Annotated in this window: 12 protein-coding genes; 8 read left to right on the forward strand and 4 right to left on the reverse strand. The window is 39.1% G+C overall.

The features are described from left to right. Positions 1-12 precede the first annotated feature (12 nt). Together bfr (BIW53_RS15525) and bfr (BIW53_RS15530) are read left to right on the forward strand one after the other, a co-directional pair. On the forward strand, positions 13-483 hold the full coding sequence (gene bfr / locus BIW53_RS15525; RefSeq protein ID WP_070992948.1) for a bacterioferritin: 471 nt from the start codon (positions 13-15) through the stop codon (positions 481-483). Between the two features lie 8 nt (positions 484-491). Continuing rightward, positions 492-956, forward strand: coding sequence for a bacterioferritin (gene bfr, locus BIW53_RS15530; RefSeq protein WP_070992949.1), 465 nt, complete (start codon positions 492-494; stop codon positions 954-956). Between the two features lie 61 nt (positions 957-1,017). On the opposite strand, the gene BIW53_RS15535 is transcribed toward bfr (BIW53_RS15530), so the two are convergent. Further along, positions 1,018-1,212 (reverse strand): bacterioferritin-associated ferredoxin, encoded by a 195-nt coding sequence (locus BIW53_RS15535; protein WP_070983077.1) that lies wholly within the window; start codon positions 1,210-1,212, stop codon positions 1,018-1,020. Between the two features lie 426 nt (positions 1,213-1,638). On the opposite strand from BIW53_RS15535, the gene BIW53_RS15540 reads away from it, so the two are divergent. Then, positions 1,639-6,141: an EAL domain-containing protein gene (locus BIW53_RS15540; protein WP_070992950.1), complete on the forward strand. Its 4,503-nt coding sequence runs from the start codon at positions 1,639-1,641 to the stop codon at positions 6,139-6,141. Positions 6,142-6,148: 7 nt separating this feature from the next. Here BIW53_RS15540 and BIW53_RS15545 read toward each other — a convergent pair whose 3' ends face one another. From BIW53_RS15545 to BIW53_RS15555, 3 genes are all read right to left on the reverse strand, one after another. Continuing rightward, entirely contained in the window at positions 6,149-8,923 is a 2,775-nt protein-coding gene (locus BIW53_RS15545) for a hybrid sensor histidine kinase/response regulator (protein WP_342671981.1), read from the reverse strand. Between the two features lie 144 nt (positions 8,924-9,067). Continuing rightward, positions 9,068-9,958 carry a cation diffusion facilitator family transporter gene (locus tag BIW53_RS15550; protein WP_070992952.1) on the reverse strand — a complete coding sequence of 297 codons (891 nt, stop codon included), beginning with the start codon at positions 9,956-9,958 and terminating at the stop codon, positions 9,068-9,070. Positions 9,959-10,107: 149 nt separating this feature from the next. Further along, on the reverse strand, positions 10,108-10,590 hold the full coding sequence (locus BIW53_RS15555) for a GAF domain-containing protein (protein WP_070992953.1): 483 nt from the start codon (positions 10,588-10,590) through the stop codon (positions 10,108-10,110). A 69-nt stretch (positions 10,591-10,659) separates the two neighbouring features. On the opposite strand from BIW53_RS15555, the gene BIW53_RS15560 reads away from it, so the two are divergent. The 5 genes from BIW53_RS15560 to BIW53_RS15580 all read left to right on the forward strand — a co-directional run bounded on the left by BIW53_RS15560 (position 10,660) and on the right by BIW53_RS15580 (position 21,152). After that, entirely contained in the window at positions 10,660-15,477 is a 4,818-nt protein-coding gene (locus BIW53_RS15560; protein ID WP_070992954.1) for an ATP-binding protein, read from the forward strand. A gap of 33 nt (positions 15,478-15,510) precedes the next feature. Then, positions 15,511-16,722, forward strand: coding sequence for an EAL domain-containing response regulator (locus BIW53_RS15565; protein ID WP_070992955.1), 1,212 nt, complete (start codon positions 15,511-15,513; stop codon positions 16,720-16,722). A 113-nt stretch (positions 16,723-16,835) separates the two neighbouring features. Then, complete coding sequence (locus tag BIW53_RS15570) at positions 16,836-18,083, forward strand: response regulator (protein ID WP_070992956.1); 1,248 nt, start codon at positions 16,836-16,838, stop codon at positions 18,081-18,083. Positions 18,084-18,112: 29 nt separating this feature from the next. After that, on the forward strand, positions 18,113-20,806 hold the full coding sequence (locus BIW53_RS15575; protein ID WP_070992957.1) for a PAS domain-containing hybrid sensor histidine kinase/response regulator: 2,694 nt from the start codon (positions 18,113-18,115) through the stop codon (positions 20,804-20,806). Next, positions 20,796-21,152, forward strand: a complete 357-nt coding sequence (locus BIW53_RS15580; RefSeq protein WP_070992958.1) for an Hpt domain-containing protein — start codon at positions 20,796-20,798, stop codon at positions 21,150-21,152. Before BIW53_RS15575 ends, BIW53_RS15580 begins: the two co-directional genes overlap by 11 nt. Positions 21,153-21,158 lie beyond the last annotated feature (6 nt).

A 21,158-nucleotide genomic window follows, 5' to 3' on the forward strand; every position in this document is an offset into this window, starting at 1 on the left:
TTAGGCGGACGTATGAAAGGTAAGCAAAGAGTTATTGATGCATTTAATGCACTTTTAGCAAACGAATTGGCAGCTATTGATCAGTATTTCATCCATTCACGCATGTATGACGATTGGGGCTTGAACAAGCTATATGAACGTTTAAACCATGAAATGGAAGAAGAAACCACCCATGCAGACTGGTTAATAAAACGCATTCTATTTTTAGAAGGTGTGCCTAATATGACCAAGCGTCGAGACCTACTAATCGGTCATGACGTACGCTCCATGATGCAAAACGACCTAACTCTTGAGTTAGAAGTGGTCGAAAGCGTTAAAGAAGCCATTGCTATTTGTGAGCAAGAGCAGGACTATCAGTCAAGAGAAACACTTGAAAAGCTACTATTTGATACCGAAGAAGATCATGTTTATTGGCTTGAACAACAACTGGGTCTAATGGATAAAATTGGTATCCAGAATTACATTCAATCTCAAATAGGTTAGGAGCCGATATGAAAGGGAACAAAGAAGTCATCACGGCACTAAATGCTGTACTTGCAAATGAATTAGTTGGCATCAATCAGTATTTTTTACATGCGCGTATGTTTAAAGACTTTGGTTTCACGGCGTTAGACAAGGCTGACTACAAAACCTCTATTCAAAAAATGAAAAATGCGGATCGCTTGATCGAACGTATCTTATTTTTAGAAGGATTACCTAACCTGCAAAGTCTGGGTCGTTTACGCATAGGTGAGACTTGTGAAGAAATGATCGCAGCAAATATGGAATTTGAACAGCTGTCATTAGTTGATTTGAAAAACGCTATTGAGCTTGCAGAGCAAAAGCGTGACTATATTTCACGTGAAGCACTCGATGTTATTCTAAATGAGCAAGAAGAACAGATCGACTGGTTAGAGACTCAACAAAGTCTTATTAAAACAATGGGTATTGAGAACTACCTACAATCACAGATGTAACTATCAGTCGTAAAAAAAGGGCCGAATGGCCCTTTTTTTATAAAAAACTTATGCTACTGAGTTATGCAACCTGATCTGTAATATCTACGATTTCAATGAGCTTTTCGTTTAAAATCTTCTTGGTACAGTTGGTGCACTTACCGCACTGAGTACCCACACCAAGCTCTTTGCTTAATTCACGCATGCTGGTTGCTCCATCATCAATCGCCTGAGCAATCTTTTTATCTGTTACACCATGACAAATGCAGATATACATGAATACAAACCAATCTCAATAACATTAACTGCTGATGAGTTTAATCTAAACACAAATAGTTATCAACTACAAAAAACTAAAAAATGATAATTATTGTTATTTAGCTTTCTGGTAGAGTCTATCAAGTAAATATCTCAATTACGCTCAAACCTTTTAACTTCTCCATAATTCTCATGTGATTAGTGAGAAAGTAGGCTAAAGTTTGAATATAGAAGCAGTGAAGATGTATGTTGGCATGGAGAGTCATGTTAATATTGCAAGCTTGTAGTCATAAACATAAATATTGTGTTAAATTAACGGTTTGAACCCTCGGTTTGACCAAATGGATTTACCTACATGCAAACAATGCTAAAGCAAAACCTAGCATATGCTTGAGTAGTCAGGAGACAGTTATACTTAAACAATTTTAATTCAAAGGCTTTATTCATGTATCGTTGCTTTGCGCTAATCTTACTCCTGTGCTTTACAGCCGTGCTGCAAAGTAAAGCTTTTGCGCAAAATGCTGGTAATACGATCAACCGCCTCTCTACAGAGGAAGGACTATCCCAAGCCAGTATCAGCGGTATTGTACAAGACAAGCATGGCTACGTTTGGGTTGCTACACATCTAGGCTTAAACCGATATGACGGTAACAGTATCACTCTACTGAAGAGCCAATTTAATCTAGCCACAAAACACATTTCCTACATCACTCTTATTGACCCAGATTTACTACTGGTATCAACAGCCTTCAGTGGTGCGTATCTAATCAACATCAATACGTTACAAGTTGAACAAGTTTATTCAGGAAGGTTAATTACCAATTCCAATGCCTTTTCGGAAATAACCTCAGCATTCAAAATAGGTAATATGCTATATGCTGGTATAGACAACTTTTTGTATAAGATTGATTTAAACAGCAAACGCTCCACTTTAGTAACAAGCTTTGAGAAGCACAGTTATATTCGTGCATTGTTACGACTTGATAAACTTTTACTTATAGGCACCAACCAAGGATTTTTTACCTTCAACTTTGAATCTGGGCAACTTACAGAGCAACAATTTTTATCTGCTCAACAAAGAAATAGCCTTAATAGCAATGTTAAATTACTAAAGATCGATCCCGCTATCGGATTACTCATTGGTACCGTGCAAGGGTTATATAGCATCCCTATAAATAGTAAAACACTACAGCTAGAATCAGCCTATACCTTAGTTCCAGAGCTCAATATTTGGGATCACGTAATTACACCGTATGGCGAACTTATAGCAACTGAACGAGGGGTCTATACCGTTGACAGGAAACGTCAGTCTGCCAGTAAACTTCTGTCATTGAAGGACAGTAAGTTCGCACTTGCGCAAAGCAATGTTATCGATTTGATGTTTGATACATATGGCAACATATGGATGGCAACGCTTAATCAAGGTGCCTATTATTGGCCATTAACATCCCTTCGTTTCAAAACCTTAAAAGCAGAGAATAGAGATTTCACCAACCATAACATTTGGTCTATTTACGAACAGAGTGAAAACGAGATCTGGGTAGGCACCGACAATGGCTTACTCATGTTCAACGGGTTGCAAGATACAACCCCCAAACACTATTACAAAAATACTGACCCTAAAGCTGCCTATGCAACCAATGCAATATACAAAATCATCGCTTTTAATCATATTGACAACAACGTTCTGTTTGTAGAAACCCTGTCGGGCCTACGCCAGCTAAACAAAACCGAAGATAGTATAGACTTACCACCCGTTAAGTCAGACCAGAAAAACCCCTTTTTAAATCTAAACTGGGGCGCTGCGGTGGTCAGTAAAAATGAAATTGCATTCATAACCAGCGAAGGCTTTTATGTATATGATGCACTTAATAAAAGCGTACGACCCTTAGTCAATCTCTCACAGCAATTAGAAGTAGATAGCGCCTACAAGTTTCTCCCCCCATTACCATCGCGTAAAGGTGAATACTTACTCAGTACAGAGCGCAACTTGGTCAGCTATAATGAACACAGTAAGGAGCTGACAACCATTTATGAGTTCGACAAACAGGACGCTGAGAGATTTTCCGTTATTGATCATTGGGTCTACACCGAAGATGGTACACTTTGGCTAGCCAGTTCTGTTGATGGGGTAATAGCGCTTGACGAGCAAAGCTTAACCCTCAAATACACACTAAAAATCGCGGAAGGTTCAGAGCCTCAGCCCGCTTATCAGCTTATCCCTGATAACTTTGGCTATTTGTGGATAAGCAGCCAGTCAGGCTTATTTCGACTCAACATCAGCAATCGGCAATTGCAAAAATTTGATGCTACTCATGGTTTACCGAACAGTGAGTTTAACGCTGGAGCCAGTACAACCTTGGAATCAGGAGTATTGGCATTTGGTACCATCAATGGCGTGGTTTGGTTTTCTCCAGCTGACTTTCTTGAAAACAATACATCAAGAACTGAATTGGCGATAACAGACATCAGCCTAATGTCTCGAAGCATCGACTTCTATCCTATTTTTCTCGATGCTCAGCCACTAGTCCTCAATCATGATGACTTGGGCTTAAAGATTATGTTTAGCAATTTCGACTTTTCTAATCAGATCATTTACAAGTACCGCGCCAAGTTAACTGGCCCTACTTCGATTGAATTTAATAATTTGAATTCTAATTACCTATTTTTCAACCACTTACAACCTGGAGAATATACCTTACTTATTGAGCAGCTCGCACTTGGTAATCAGCAAGTGAATGATGCAATCGCACTGTCATTTAAAGTTGAACACTCGTTGTTTAACTCACCACTTGCTTGGACCATCTATATCCTATCAGTGCTTAGTGTAGTCCTGCTGTGGCTCAAACAAAACAGTAAAAAACAACGGACTATCAAAAGAGCACTAAGTGAAATGACCATCAGTAAACAACAAACTGAAATGGCACTAAATACTACTCGAAGTGGTATATGGCAGGTAAACCTGATCTCTAAAACCGTTAAACAGCGCAGAAATTCTGATTGCTTACCCATCCCTTCTGGCACAGAAGTGGCAATACTTAATGATTACTTCGAACGTATTCACCCAGATGACAGAGAGCATGTGCAACGAGTTTGGAAGCAATTTATCTCTTCACCAACAGATATACAGTTATCTTTAACCTATCGAGTAAGGGGGCTCGAAGAACCTTGGCTTTGGTATCACGACATTGGTCAGGTACAGAGCTTTGACGAGAAAGGCAAGGTTAAAGATATCATGGGAATTTATACCAATATCACCGAGCAAAAGGCGACGGATTTAAGAGCGACTATTCTTGGTGAAGCCTTTAGTCAGGTCAGTGACTGGATCCTAATTTTAGATGCTGACTTACAACCCTTATCAGTGAATGCGAGCTTTTGTCACGCCTTTGAACTAGACGAAAACAACGCGGTAAAAGCCCTTTCTTTCAAAAGGTTTACTAAAGTGGTTGGTTATAAAAAGCTCAACAGCTTACTCAAACGCATTCAAAGGCTCGGTCCAAACCAGCATATCAGACAAGAGCTGACTGTTAAAACATCGCACCAGGTTGCACATCCTATCCACCTGAGCATTAATGCTATTTCTAAAGATAATCGTCAGATTGAGCACTATGTTATTGTCATTTCAGATCTTACCGAGCAAAAGCAAGCTGAAAGCGAGTTACGTTATCTGGCCAATTTTGATGCGCTTACCAAACTGCCTAATCGTAACCTTATGCTACAGCACATCGAGTTCGCCTTACATAATGCTCAATCATCAGAGCGCAACTGTGCTTTGCTATTTATTGATTTAGACAAGTTCAAACCTATTAACGATGCCTACGGACACCATACGGGAGATCAACTGTTAATCAAGATCACTGAACGGATCAGTAGAATTCTTCCTGGTAACTGTGTGTTAGGGCGACAAAGTGGTGATGAATTTATTGTTTTAGTTAAAGATGTTCGCTCTCCCCACAAACTGAGCGAGCTTGCAACCAAATTACTTGAATGCCTGCCCAAAAAAATTGAGATAGGCGGCATTACGATGAGTATCTCAGCAAGTATTGGTGTTGCAATGTATCCTTTTGACGCACAAACACCAGAAATGCTGATCCGTAACGCAGATATTGCGATGATACATGCAAAACAAGCGGGCAGAAACGGATTTAAGTTTTTCACAACTCAAATGAATACCCAGTTCTCGCGTAAATTGACTTTGGAAAACGCGCTAAAAACAGCGTACCGAGATGAACAAATATATAACCATTACCAACCTATCGTAAATATCATTAGTGGCCGAGTCGTAGGGGTTGAGCTGCTAATGCGTTGGCAATATGAAGGTGAAAACGTTTCACCGATTGATTTTATTCCTATTTCAGAAGAGGTTGGCTTAATAGAGTTAATGACAGAGCAGGCGCTCAAACGAGCATTACGAGAACTACATGAGTTTATAGAAAGTGACAGTGAGTTTTACCTGTCGTTAAATCTCTCTGCCGTGCATATTCTTAAGTCCGACATTGCTCAAAACTTGGTCAACATTCTTCATTCTTTTAATTTAAGTACCAGTGTGTTGCGACTAGAAATCACTGAAAGCTCACTCATGGAAGATACCGATAAAGCCAAACGTTCACTCACATCGCTCAAAAGTGCAGGGTTTGTTTTGTTACTGGACGACTTTGGCACAGGCTATTCATCTTTAACCTACCTCAATCAGTTTCCAATTGATATTATCAAGATTGATCAGGGGTTTGTCAGGAAAATGGATAGTCTAAACAGCAATAAATCTATTATACGAACCATTTACTTACTCGCTGAAAGTTTACAAATGTCATGTATTGCTGAAGGTGTGGAAAATACGGAACAACTAGCATTTCTAAAAGAGCTGGGTTGCTACTATATGCAAGGCTATTATTTTTCAAAACCAGTTAACGCCGAAGATTTAGCTAAGATTATGGAGCAAAAACTATAGCGTTTAACTAGGCACGTTTAATTTCTGACAGCGCCTCACCAAGTGCCTTATACAAAAAGCTTTTTTCAATTGGTTTGGCAACAAAGTTATCCATACCAACTTGTAAGCACTTGAGACGATCCTCGCTGTAAGCGTTGGCAGTTATTGCAATAATGTAAGGTTTACCATATATATTCGGTTCTTTTCTAATATGTTTGGTACATTCATATCCATCCATATTTGGCATCTGGCAATCCATTAAGACAATATCGACACTATGATCTTTTAAAAATGTCAGCGCTTCAACGCCATCCATTGTTTTGTGTAAAATACATCGCGTATCTTGCATAGCCTTCGCTAATACGATCTGGTTTACCATATTATCTTCTACTATCAACACAGATGCGTTACTTAAGTCAGGCGTATTGATTGATGGGCCTGTATGCGCTGATAGTTCAGCCACTTGTGCAGGTATTTTCAAGGTAAAGCAACTCCCCTCCCCCTTGACACTTTCAACCTCCAACTTCCCTCCCATCAGTTCTGACAAGCGCTTTGAGATAGTTAACCCAAGCCCTGTACCGCCATAGCGGCGTGTTGTAGAAACATCTAGTTGAGTAAATTCATTGAATAATAACTTTTGCTGGTTACGTGATATACCTATCCCGGTATCTTTTACCTTTACTATCAGATGGTTATTTTGGTAATCCACCAATAGGGACACGGTACCTTCCTCTGTAAATTTGCCTGCATTATTGAGTAAGTTATTAACGATTTGATTGACCCGCAACGAATCAACTAACAAACATGAGGGCAATTTAGAGGACAGTTGATATTCGAACTTTACTTGTTTTTTAAGTCCAACCTGCTCAAAGAGTGTTGCTATGGTATCAAATAATTTGAATACATCTGTTGCATGTAAATCAAGCGCTAATGCACCGGCCTCTATTTTTGAGTAATCCAAGATGTCATTTAGGATTAACAGTAGGTTCTGAGCTGAAGTATGAACAATTTCTAGCTGTTTTAAGGTTTCTTCATCACCTTTCTTCTGCTCAACAAGTATACCCGTTAGGCCTATAATGCCATTCATAGGCGTACGGATTTCGTGGCTCATATTTGCTAAAAAGCGACTTTTTGCTTTATTTGCATTGTTCGCCGCAGCTACCGCTGCTAGTAGTTCTTCTGTTTTTTCATTGACTTGTTGTTCTAATTCTCGGTTAAAGTTAGTTAGTTTCTTGTTTAGCTCCTCATTTTCACTGTTGGCTAGCTGCAACTTTGAGAAGTTCATGGTGAGCTTAAATGCAAGTTGATTAAAGTGTTGTTGTAATGTAATAACTTCTAAACAACTGGCTTGTTCACCGGCTGAATTTCTCAGCATTGAACTGGGTTCAAAGTGATTAATATCCTCACTCAATGCGGCTATAGGCTTTACCAAATATCGAGAGAGTTGGCTTACAAATATACTGCTGAGAATAATGATGACTAATGCTAGTAGCAGTGATTTTCCCCATGCTGAAGCCGCTGCAAGACGAACATGATGTCCTTCGAGTAAAGTCACCACCGTCCAGTTTAAACCTTCAATTTTACGAGCGTAGCGATACAAAACCTTGCCCTGAAGGTCTGTATATGTGGAGTTACTCTCATCATGCCAAGCCTCCAAAATATCGGCTGGCAAAATATCTAATACCTTATATGACGATGCCAAAGAGCTGTAAACAACTTGGTTAGTGTTATCAAGTATTATCAAATCGCCACTGTTGACAAGGATATTGGGTCTAAACCGGGCAAACGAATCAAATATCAGTGAAGCCTCAACAATCCCATCAAATTGACCTTCTTTAAATATTGGCGCTGAAATTGCGATAATCAGATCACGTCCAAACCCTCGTCCCTCTAGAATTGGAGAGATATATCCATTTGGATAAAATGGTGCTTGTACAAAATAATCCCTATCTACGACAGATAGAGATTCATCCATTCGATTATTTTCAAAAACATCAGGATAAAAAGCGCCAATGATACCCTTACTGTCAGTAGATATAGCCGTTCGCAAATCTGGTTGTAACTCAACCAGAGTTCTAAGTGCCGCTCCCCTCTCAAAGCCTTGCTCTACATTGTTAGCCACACTTACTACAGCGCGTCGATACCCTTTTAAGTAATCACTAAGCTGGACGCTGATATTCTTTGCCGCTCCTTGAAGCTGCTCTTTAACTTCATGTTCAATACGGCTATAGCTATTATTGGTCAGCACAATCGAAGTGATGAGAACTACCAAAACGATTAAAAGACTAATGGTGTAATTAAGGATTGCATTCAATGGCTGTGCGCGCCACAAGTGACGGACAAAGAAAAAACTGAGTAAATCGACAATCGCTAGATATAACGCTGCATTGATAAAATACTTCGCTAGTGCAGTGACTATCACTAGGTTAGGTAAACTTAATAAGTAGTATCCGAAAATCAGTAATATCGGTAACCCAATCACCAACCAAAATCCCAGCCCCCTGATGAAAAAAGGCTTACCCTTTTTCACACACAGTACCTGCAGCCAAATCACTTCGAGCACAAATACCACAGAAGGCCAACTATGCCCCCAACGATAAAATATAAACGCAGCGCCAATGGCGGCACAAAGTAACGCATAGCGCCAGCCAAACAATACCAGTGATAATAGAACAAAAAGTTGACCGAAAAGGAACTCTGAGGAATCTAAAAAGAAAAAGGGCAATAGGTTCGCCAAACCGCCAGATATACCCAAAAGGAGAGTCACTATCAATGGCATGTATTTGTGAAGATAATTAGGCACAGATAATTCCCAGAGCTACTAACCTATTAAAGGTAAAAGAAAACCCTCAGTTTGCCAACCTATTACGAAAGTTTTACTAATTTATTTACTACGTTAAAGTGTCTTTGTATAAAAGGGTTTTTCCACACCGTCAATGTTCATTCCCTAATGTTCTGGACACTGATGGCTTTCTATCTGTAGAACGCATTGTTCAACTTTAAACCTGTTTCTAAGTAACTTTTCCACCGTCACTCTACACAAAGCATCATGCTGCTCTATTGTGCAGTGATGTTTAAGGACAATATGAGCACCGACAGCTAACTGCCCTTCTAACTCACTCACCGTGATATTGTGTACGCTCTCAACATGCTCTGCACCTGATATAGCTTTCTCCAGTTCGGATATCTTTGGTAGTTTTTTCTGTGTGAAAAATAACCCCATCACACAACTTCGAATCACCTTTACGCCCGTTATTAGTACAAATATTGAGATAAGTAAGCTGGAAATAATGTCGATCAATTCCCATCCAGTTACATAAATGAGTACACCGGCAATGAATGTAGATACAGTCGATAGTAAGTCAAAAAACGAATGTAAAAACACCGCGTAAACATTAATACTGTCTTTTCTGCCTTTATATAAAATCCAAGTGGATAAGCCATGAAAAAGGAAGCCAATTGCTGCAATGACGGACATTAAGTATGAGTTAACTTCTAGCTGATGACCTTCGGTATGATGGAAAAAACGTTCGGACCCTTCAACTATTATCAACACAGAGATGGCCAAATATAGCAGTCCATTGATAAGCCCCCCGATATATTCCGCCTTTTTGTAGCCATCGTTATACGTTTTCGCCAAATACACGGCAATACTGGAAGCTATAACTGCAATGAATAACGAACTATTGTGAACAAAGAGATGACCAGCATCTGCTAGCACAGCTAAAGAGTTAGCGTAGTAGGCGCCAAACAGCTGAATAACCATGAATGAGCAAGTGATTGCCAATGCAATCAGCAGCCTTCTACGTGAGGCCTGGTGAGTTGTGATGTCAGTCATCTACAGGGGGAAAACCTTAAAATTGAAATGCACCGAGTTCGGTAATGATATAAAGTCACAATTGTAGCGAATTTTCCCCTCTAACGCATCAAAAACCTTAGAGGCTAAGGCTTTTTAGTTCTTTTCGGCTATTACTTAGGCATAATTTCTTAGTGGCAAAATTCCCATATCACTTTGTCTGCAACCTCACGTAAAACTTTGATGTCATCTTCATCAAAAGTGCGAGGCTCTATATCAATCAAACATAAAGTCCCCAACGCACTACCATTTTTGTGCACCAACGGCGCACCTGCGTAGAATCGTATATATGGCGGGCCTGTTACCAGTGGATTATCCTTAAATCGTTCATCCTTAAGAGCATTAGGCACAACAAAAACATCTGGTCCTAGTATGGCATGGCCACAAAACGAAATGTCTCTTGATGTTTCACATGCGTCTAACCCAACTTTCGACTTAAACCATTGTCTATCACTGTCAACTAAGCTTATTAGTGCAACTGGCACACAAAAAACATGCGCCACAAATTCAGTTAAACGGTCTAATTGCGGCTCAGGCTCTGAGTCCAATAATCCCAGCTCATTGAGTGTCTGAATTCTAAGTGGTTCATTTTTTGGTTTTTGAGGTTTTTTCATAATAACAGTGTGAGCAATTTATAAACCTTGTTCTATAGTAGTTTATTAAACTGACAACGTTCTACTTCTATGCAAAAAAAAGTCGAAAAGTTGCTTTGCTTCATCATATTATTCATCTGCTTTGTAACACTTGACCATATTCTAAGCCAGTATGATAAAGCAAAACTCAATCATGTTACTCATACACAAGTTGCGTTAAATAGTGAACAACTGTTCTTGATTGGACAACTCGTTTTCTCACTGCAGCGAGAGCGGGGAACCAGTGCAGTTTTCTATGCGCAGAAAAATTTAAACCAATATGAAATGCTCATAAAGTATAAAAATGATACAGACCAACATTTAACACAAGCTATCAATTATTTTACCAACCAAAAACTAACCGCTCACCTACAGGGGCCAATAACAGCCTTAAAAAATGTGCCAACAACACTTGCTCGCCTGAGGGCTCAGATCATTGATAAAGATGTTACCAAGCTAGGAGGATTCCAACGCTACACCAAGCTTATTGATTCACTGCTTAGTACACAGCTAACTATTTTGCACAGTGGTACTGGAACAACGAAAGAAACAACGAAAAGCGACTTTTCTGATTATTTGAATCTGCTCTATAGTATTGAATATATAGCTAAACTCAGAGCAAACGTTGGCGAATATATAAGGTCGTCCCATAAAAATAATGCAACTAAAATCGCGAATATTTTGTACTTAAATGCTAGTCACAACTATTTACTACAGACAGCTTCCTCCAACGAAGACATACAAAACACGATTTCCGATATCTTAAGCACTAAAGAAAAGAATAAAATTGACGGCGTCATTGAAAGCATTCAAACAACGGGCAATACAAAAATAAAAGCCACCGACTGGTGGCTCATTAGTACTGACTACATTAACCAATTGGTAGAGTTGTCAGCTGCTATTACCAAACAACACCAACTCCATTGGACGAAAAATCAAGTAAGTTCACAGCGTCACCTAAATATGCTCATCCTAACGATGGTAATGTTAGCTCTACTTATTACTTTCGTTTTGTACAAGGCATGGGAAGTAACGAAGACCGATAAAAGAGGTCAAAATCTATCTTTAAATTATTGGCAATTATCACTTGTTTTCATCACTTTCATGTTCGTTATGCTAGTAACACACCGCTTCAGTCAACGCATTTTACACGATGACCTAAATACTCAGTTAGCAGGTGAACTTAGAAGCAACGCCATTCATACATTACAAAACGTAAAAGAAGTTTGGTATAGACCCATCAAAACACGATTAACTGATGCACAAGCATATTTGTCTAACGTATCCGATAGTGAATTGAAAAATCACGCAAAAATTAAAACCTATCTGAACTCCAACAACTTGGCCATATACAACATCAGCGAACAAAGTTGGCTTACCAACGGCAGTGACGAGCTAAACGTAGCACTGCAACAAATAAAGCCAAGGTTACAGCTAGCTAAAAATGGAAAAATTGTCTCGACAACGGTTTTTGTAAACAACACGCTAAGTGCGCACTTTACAACTATAGCTGTAGGTCAAAACGGTATACGGCCTTACCTCATATGGTATTCAACAAGTGACTTTGCTTCACTTAAAACCCTTCTAAGATCTCCCTTCTTGTCATCTGATTCAACCTCATTTTATTTCGACAAGCGCCATATTATTACCAGCTTTCATGAGTATACAAACCATTGGCTTGATGATGCTTTGTCTAACGCCAGTACTTCGTTTGCTCAACTGGGCGCGCTAATACCACAACATTATTATAATTTTCAGGGTAACAGTGTGTTAGGAATACTCGCATGGGACAATGAGTTAAACATTGGTATAGGTTCAGAGCGCGAAATCGCAGCGATTGGTTCGCTAATAGATAACGTGAAAAATGAATTTACTATACAGCTTATCGTGCTCTTACTACTAAGTAGCGGCGCTTTATTTATCGCATTTAGAGTGCAAAATAGAGCCATTGAAAAGCTTAGCCTTTCTGAACAACAGCTAGCGAAGGACAAAATTCAGCTCAATATCGCGCAACAAATAGCCAGCATGGGGTCGTGGGAATGGCAATTTAGTGACAAAAACGCGCTGATCTCTAATGAACTGGCGAACATGCTCAATCTGTCAACAGAGACACATGAGTACTCTTTAAGAAGCTTACTGCGCTATTTAACAGCACAAAGCCGAAAGGAACTGTTTTTGGAAGTCAAAAAACATAACCAACTTAAACCAATCAAACTACAACTTACCACCCAAAATCTAACCGATATTACACATGTTGGATTTGCTGCGAACTGGCAGGTAGCTCACGATTGTCAAATCAATGAGAAGAATTACTTAACCAAAAACCTAGTTGGTATAATAAAAAATGTTTCTCACATAGTTAAAGAACAATCCCTTCAGCAGCAACGACAAGTAGCCCTCAGAGCCGCCAGAGAAGCTGCACTAGCGAAGATGGAAGATGCAGAATTACAACGCAAAGCGCTAGAGTCTGCATTGGCTGAAAACAAAAAAACAGAAAAGCTACTTCAGGAAACACTCGACAGCATTCCAGCTTTTATTCTACTGCTTGATTCACAGGCAAAGATAAAACTTGTCAATCAATACTGGTTTAAAACCCAACATACAAACCAGTTTAGTGGTGGTCTATTTCTGAATACATTTTTCTGCGTTGGCGACGATTGCCTTGATGCCATAAACTCATTACCACTGGTTCGAAAGCGTCCGTTATTAGATGCGCTCAACGCTGCAAAATATCAAGATGACTATGTAATGGAGTTAGAATGTGAATACCGCATAGATGACAACACTCTTTGGTATGAAGTCATTATCTCAACCCTAGAAACCGATGATGACAAAGCGATTTTGTTATATCAACATGACATTACTCAGCGAAAACAAAGCTCAACCCTGCTTGAAGATGCCAAGGCCAAAGCCGAGTTAGCAAATGACGCCAAATCCCGCTTTCTCGCAACAATGAGTCATGAAATCCGCACACCCATGAATGGTGTTGTAGGTATGTTAGACCTACTACATCAAAGCGAGTTAAGCCAGGAACAAAACCACTTGGCGTCAGTCGCTAAAAACTCTGCATTAATGTTGCTTAGAATCATCAATGATGTCTTAGATTTTTCTAAAATTGAAGCAGGTAAAATGACCATAGATAAAGTAGCATTTAATTGGCGTAGCTTAGTGAAAGAGACCGCAGAACTTCTCTCCCATCATGTTAAAGAGAAAAACCTACAAATGTATTTTATGTTTGACCCAAGTCTTAGTTATTGGCAGCTAGGAGATCCCATAAGAATAAGACAGATTTTATTAAACCTAATTGGAAATGCAATTAAGTTCACCAAAACAACGTCCAGTAAAATCGGCGTTATTGAGATAAGAGTAAGTGGCTCGCATGATAAACGCGACAAGCTTCTGATCAGTGTCAAAGACAATGGCAAAGGCATGACACAGGAGCAGCAAAAAGCTTTGTTTCAACCTTTCACACAAGCAGACAACAGTATTCACCGACAGTTTGGTGGAACCGGATTGGGTCTGTCAATCACTCAAAGATTGACTTCTATGATGCAAGGCCAGATCTCTTGCCACAGTCAGGAAAACAATGGCAGTACATTTACCGTAGAATTGCCCTATCAAAACCATAAAGCAGAAAAAGATACAGAAATTGAAATACGATTTAACAATACCAGTGTTTATATATTGGGTGATGACGACATTTTCGAACAAGATCTTCAAGCAAACTTAATAGCCCACGGAGCCCAATGCAAAATAGAAAACTGGGCAAATATAAATAATAGTAAAATCAATTCATTAAACGCCAACTACATTATCGTCACATTAGAACGCTATCAACAAATCATTACCTCTGACTATCAATTTCAACCAAGCAATGACACAACGGTATATATCATTCTTGTTGGTGATAACTTTACTACTCCACTACCAAAAGAAAGTTGTTTTGAGCCAATCTATTACAACCCATACTATAGTTTCAAAATCATTGAGCAACTCGCTATCAGAGAAAACATTATCAGCCCAGAAGTTAAATTGGAGCCTCCAGCCAAACCGAGTCAACTTGAACTGCCTAGTATCGAGCAGGCACAACTCGACAATCAACTGGTGTTGATAGTGGAAGACAATGCTTACAATCAGGAAGTATTTAGACGTCAATTAAGTCTATTGGGGTATCAGTGCATGGTAGCAGAACATGGAGCCATGGCATTAGAGTTTCTAGAAAGCTATTCATTTGCCTTAATCATTACAGACTGCCATATGCCAGTTATGGACGGTTATACCTTTTCAAAAAAATATCGCCAGCTAGAAAAGCAAAAAAAATCAGGCAAAGAAACGGCAATCATCGCGGCGACCGCAAATGCGCTCAGTGGCGAACGCAGCAAATGTTTAGAATGTGGGATGAACGACTACATATCCAAGCCAATCGAACTGACAAAGTTAAAACAAATTCTACTTAAGTGGATGCCAGATAAAATACCAAAAAGCGAGCTAATAAATGGTAAAGAAAGCCACGATGACGACGCGCCAAACCACCGACTGATTGATTTACAACTGCTATCAGAATTTGTTGGTGTAGATAAAAAAATACAACACATATTTTTGCAAAGTTTTGTTTCAGAATCATCGCCTATTATGCAGTCGCTTGTAAATCAGCAATCAGATATTGGCCAAGTGCAAAGTTATGCTCATCAATTAAAATCCTCAGCTAAAGCAGTCGGAGCTGCCTTATTGGCTGAGAGTTATCACGAACTGGAAATAGCTGCAAAGGGCAAAGATCAGGATAAAATCGACGGTCTGCTTCCAAAGTGTATTTCACACTTTGGTGCTGTATGTTCTGAAATAACTTCTATACTCAATACTAGTGATTAGCACTTCTTCTGAAAATAGTTTAAAGGTTTTTTCATGGATGCCAGAAAGACATTCAAAATTGTTGCGATAGATGATAATGGCCTGATCCTCACGCAACTACGTCTGCTGCTTCAACACAACTTTTCTGTAGACTTTTATGGCTTTACGAACGGTCCTGACGCATTAGACATGATTGCCGAGCATCACGTTGATGTTATTTTTCTTGATCTCAACATGCCTCAAATGGATGGTATTGAGGTACTCAGATACTTATCAGATCTTAACGTTAAGTCTGCAATTGTTTTACTCAGTGGTGAAGACAATACCATCATAAAAATGGCTAAAAACCTTGCACAGTTACGCGCTCTTAATGTTGTTACCGGTATCGACAAGCCGATAACCCAAGTACAAATAAAGCACCTTATATCATCATTATTCGATGATAACAAAGTAGCCAGTGCCGAATTAAATACACAAACTTTTGACTACGAAGATGTCGCGCAGGCGGTTAACAACAAGCAAATGTGCCTGTATTTACAACCTAAACTCTCATTACCCGAAGAAAATATTGTCGGAGCCGAGTTTTTAGTCCGCTGGAATCACCCCGAATTTGGTGTATTAACGCCCTATTACTTTATCGATATTATCGAAGACTCAGATCTCGTCCATGACTTTTCTATACTAGTGGTAGATGAAGCATTTGCATTTATAGAAAAACACTATGAAAAGCTAAAGGAGCTAACATTTAACATCAACTTAAGCGTCAAAAATTTAGAAGATATCCACCTTCCCGAACGTTTGGCAGAGCTTGCCAGCAGCTACAGTGTTCCACCACAAATGATCACTCTTGAAGTAACCGAAAGCCTATTAATTGAAAACTTAGCTGAGTCCTTGGACGTGCTGCTTAGACTCAGACTCAAGGGCTTCTCTTTATCTATTGATGATTTTGGAACGGGCTATTCGTCCATAAAGCAACTTAGTCAAATACCCTTTTGTGAATTAAAGTTAGATAGATGTTTTATCCATGGATGTGCACTGGACAAAGACAAACAAGCAATCATCGAAGCTACTGTTGCACTGGCTCATAAGCTGCATTTAAAAATTGTTGCAGAAGGAATAGAAAACCCGAACGACCTGAGCTTTTTAAATCATTATAAAATAGATTATGGTCAAGGCTACTTATTCGCACTGCCTCTAAAAAAAGTCAGCTTTTTAAAAGCGTTAGAACAGCAAAAACATTACTCGGTACGCGAAAACTATAATTAACAACTATACTGAACATATTAAATTTTGCATAAAACAAGCTTAGTTATAAAGCGATGTTGAAAATAACAATAAGCATTGACCCTTTTCTTAATTGCTAACTAGGAAGTGAAAACATGACGCGTAAAGAAGTTGAGCACGTAGAGCGGCACCCGAAAGTTGTATTGCTTTGTGACGACGTTGAAGAACTGGGAGGTGTTACAGATGTTATTTCATCTCAAATCACAGCATTTAGAACTCTCAGTAACTATGACAGTATGCAGGAAGTACTATTAGAAGCTGCACCCTTAGTGATCATTATCGCCATGTCGAGCGTTAGTCGCAGTGTTGAGCTTTATAGTAAGTTAGCTAAACAAGGGGTTTTGGACTATCCCCATGAAAACATATTGCTATGTGAAAATAAAGAGTCAGGAATTGGCTTTAGATGCTGTATGAAAAGTATTTTTCGCGATTATTTTATATACAAGCCTATGTATGAAAATTATCGCTTGAGAATGATATTACACAATGCGTTATTTCGCTCTAAAGAAGCAAATGATGTGACAAGTATTAGAGAGGAACACTTTGGCAGAATAGATGACGAGCTCAAACAACTGATTGATGACGCAGCGCAGTACCACAAAACTGCTGAGCAAACATTAAAAGATGCTAGAGAAAATTTAGACCAAACCGAAGGTTTAAACGAAGTGCAAACCGCACTTATTCAGGAGCTAAAAAGACAACATATAACCCCTTTGCTAGACAAGCTTGAATCACAACTTTCTGATAGTGTTGCTGAACTTACAAACAGGCTGAAGAACAAACAAATATCAGTTGCTGAGCTGTCAGCCCTTTTAACTGAGCGCTCGATCCCCAATACCAGCCACCAAGCATCACAAATTAAAGAAGCGCGAGTCGTTACCTCCGTAAAACAACCCAGTTATGAGACAAACTTCGACGACCCCATAGATTCTAGTGCAAAACCGGAGACAACTTTAGCAGAAAGTAGACCCAAAAATTCAAAAATCATGGTCGTTGAAGACAATGAAATTTACCGAGAGATGATAAGTAAAATACTTCGTGATGAAGGACATAATGTTGAAAGTGTTAGCAGCGGATTAACGGCTATTAAAATGCTTAGAAAGCACAAATACGACCTTATTTTTATGGATTTATTTATGCCAGAGCTGGATGGATATAATACAACCAAGAACATACGCAATATACCCAACTGTAAATCTATTCCAATAATTGCACTGACGAGTAATAAGAACAAAGATCTGATCAGGAAATGGGCAAGCTTAGGGCTTGCTGCCTACATTGCTAAGCCCTCAACAAAACAATCCATTTTGAAGGCTGTAGAGAAATGTAATATGCATTCGTAGCATTGTTTAACATCTGGTTGGGAACCAATATGAAACTAGAGATAACTAAAACACCAGCTTTGCTTGTTAGTGATGATCTAACCATACTGGACCTAAATGATGCCGCACTAAACCAACTAATGCTACAAGTTGAAGAAGTGAAGAACGCACCTATTGAACGCTGCTTTGACTTTCCTGAAAAGCCGTCATTGGCCCTACTTAATAGTTGGACACACAACAAAATTACGCTAACCATAAAAACGCTTCAAGTTGAAGTCATTGTTCTTCCCCAAGAGCACAATCGCTTTCTATTTTTAATTACAAGTACCATCCCTTTAAAAACCTACGAACAAATTGAACCACAAGAACAAGTGATCGGCAGCTGGATGTACAATGCTCAAGAACATACATTTCAGTTTTCAAATACCTGTGCAGCATTACTCGCATTAACGGAAAAAACCGCGGTTCCTTTAGATATATTGATACAGTCTATTGACGTAAACGATAGAGGGACCCTTTTAAGTACCTTTAACAAAGCGGACAAAGACAAAAAGCCTTTTAACCTATCCATAAAAACAGCGCACAGTATGGACTCAACCCCTTTGCAACTGATTTGCCAAGGTGTTCAAGACGATACTGATAAGGTTATATTAAAAGGTTTTATAAAAAGAGATATTTACTCGCAAGTTCTCAATTGCAAACTTCATGAACAAAATGAAAGTCGTAAACGTGCACTTGAAGGTGGAAGAATTGGAACTTGGAGCGCTACCAGAGTTGGAGACCAGTGGTTTGTTAGGTGGGATGAGCAAACGTGTAAATTGTTACATGAACCGCTAGATCAAAATTATGGTGACCTTGAAAAGTGGATCAGCTTTATTCATTCCAAAGACGCCCAAGAAATAAAAAAAGCTATCGAACATTCAATAAAAAGCAAAGAAAACTTTGAGAAAGAATATCGCTGTGTATTGAAAGATGGCAGCGCTTTATATATTTACGCAAAAGGAGTGGTAAGTTACAACAAACAAACTCAAACTCGGTGCCTTGATGGCGTGATCATTGACCACACATCCATTTATGAAGCACGTATGCGCCTTGAAGAGTCCAACCTACTATTAGAGGCCAAAGTAAAATCCCGCACTGAAGAGCTCAATCAGGCAGTTAAGCACGCCGAAATGGCAAGCCAATCCAAATCAGAATTCTTATCCATGATGAGTCATGAATTACGCACACCAATGAACGCCATAATTGGTGCGCTTGACTTACTAACACATCAGGATAATAGCTTCGAAGAACAGGAACTACTCGACACCGCAGCAATAGCAGCCAATAATCTAGTTTCTATCCTCAATGATATTTTAGACATTAATAAAATTGAAGCTGGTAAGCTTGAACTAGACTGTCATGACTTTGATGTTTCGGACATGCTCAATAACATTGTTGTTATATTTGGCCCAATCGCACAGCAAAAAGGTGTGAAGCTCAGCTTATTCGAATCGTTCGATATTCCTGAACAACTAAATGGTGATGAAAACCGCATAAGACAAGTTTTATTTAACCTAGTGAGTAATGCTATTAAATTCAGTGTTAATGGCAATAATCAATCAGGACATGTAACGATCGATGTCACTTGCGAACAAATAAACCGTCTAGTCAACAAGCTTACACTGTCTGTTAAAGATGATGGTATCGGCATTGACAACGATACGTTGAAAAGGCTCTTCACACCATTTACTCAAGCGGACAAAAGCACAACAAGGCGATTTGGCGGAACCGGTCTTGGTCTAGCTATCTGTGGTCGATTAATCGAGTTGATGGGTGGAGAAATAATAGTAAACAGTGAATTGGGTAAAGGCAGCGAGTTTATTGTTAGCATTCCAATTTGGAACTTCAAACCTAGAAACCAAGAAACAATCTTTTCATCAGCCAATATTTATCATCACATAAAGTGTGATAACAAACTTGAGTATTTAACCCAAAAACTCCAAATGTATATCGGAACCATAAATCAGGTGCCACTAAAACAAATAACAAATGCCGATAACAAAGATGATGAGCTAAATATCATAGTTATTACCCATCGTGATGATATTCATGCCATAGACTCAAGTTCTCTGCCCGCAGGCAGATTACTGATAATCTATAGTTTAAGTATGTTTGAGCAAGTTAAAGAACGATTTAGCAATGCTTTGATGCTCGACCTAAACACTTTGACATTTTTCACTCTACATAAGTACCTACTACGCTTGAAAAATATAGACGGCCAATTATCGGCGCAACTCAACGAAGATGACTTTGAGGTAGATTTAGACTTTGATTTAGGCCTCTGTTCGCAAAGCCATAGCCAATCAAAAACGCTCTCACAAACAGACAATCTACCAATTCTAATTGTTGAAGATAACGAATTTAATCAAAAACTCATGGTTAAACAGCTATCTCGCTTAGGCTACCAATGTGAACTGGCATCAGACGGGCTTCAAGGCCTTAAAATGTGGAAAAACGGCGACTATGCTCTCGTTTTAACCGACTGCCACATGCCAAGAATGGATGGCTTCGAATTGACCAAGAAGATCAGGTCTGACGAAAACAAAAACGCGCAATCCCCTATTCCAATCATCGCAGTCACAGGTGCCGCCATGAAAGGCGATCAAGAGTTTTGCCTATCCGTTGGAATGTCTGATTTCATCAGCAAGCCTGTAACACTTGATAAGTTTAAAAATACAATCGAGAAATGGTATGGACATTAGTAACTTAGATAGATTACAAGTACTCAATGAACAAGTTATGCATGAACTTTTAGGCGATGATGAGAGCGAAATTAACAACTTTCGTCAACAGTTTTTACAGCAAGCCAAAAGTAGCTTACAAAAAATAGCGAGCTTTTATCGAGAACAACAATTCAAGCAAATAAAAGATGAAGCACACTATTTAAAAACTTCCGCCAAAGCCATTGGTGCTGAACGGTGTGCCTATTACTTGCAACAACTTGAAGATGCTTCGCTGGCGCTGGACAAGGCGCAATGCAAGAACCATATTCAATCTTTAAGTAATGAAATAAAAGGGGTTTTCAGGGCATGCTCCACCCAAAAATGAGCGTTT

The organism is Pseudoalteromonas byunsanensis (assembly GCF_001854475.1).
GTDB lineage: Bacteria > Pseudomonadota > Gammaproteobacteria > Enterobacterales > Alteromonadaceae > Pseudoalteromonas > Pseudoalteromonas byunsanensis.

Coding starts and splice junctions, on each gene's coding strand:
- BIW53_RS15560 (WP_070992954.1), top strand. CDS start 10,660: ATGCAAAAAAAAGTCGAAAAGTTGCTTTGCTTCATCATATTATTCATC.
- bfr (WP_070992948.1), top strand. CDS start 13: ATGAAAGGTAAGCAAAGAGTTATTGATGCATTTAATGCACTTTTAGCA.
- BIW53_RS15580 (WP_070992958.1), top strand. CDS start 20,796: ATGGACATTAGTAACTTAGATAGATTACAAGTACTCAATGAACAAGTT.
- BIW53_RS15555 (WP_070992953.1), bottom strand. CDS start 10,590: ATGAAAAAACCTCAAAAACCAAAAAATGAACCACTTAGAATTCAGACA.
- bfr (WP_070992949.1), top strand. CDS start 492: ATGAAAGGGAACAAAGAAGTCATCACGGCACTAAATGCTGTACTTGCA.
- BIW53_RS15565 (WP_070992955.1), top strand. CDS start 15,511: ATGGATGCCAGAAAGACATTCAAAATTGTTGCGATAGATGATAATGGC.
- BIW53_RS15570 (WP_070992956.1), top strand. CDS start 16,836: ATGACGCGTAAAGAAGTTGAGCACGTAGAGCGGCACCCGAAAGTTGTA.
- BIW53_RS15540 (WP_070992950.1), top strand. CDS start 1,639: ATGTATCGTTGCTTTGCGCTAATCTTACTCCTGTGCTTTACAGCCGTG.
- BIW53_RS15550 (WP_070992952.1), bottom strand. CDS start 9,958: ATGACTGACATCACAACTCACCAGGCCTCACGTAGAAGGCTGCTGATT.
- BIW53_RS15535 (WP_070983077.1), bottom strand. CDS start 1,212: ATGTATATCTGCATTTGTCATGGTGTAACAGATAAAAAGATTGCTCAG.
- BIW53_RS15575 (WP_070992957.1), top strand. CDS start 18,113: ATGAAACTAGAGATAACTAAAACACCAGCTTTGCTTGTTAGTGATGAT.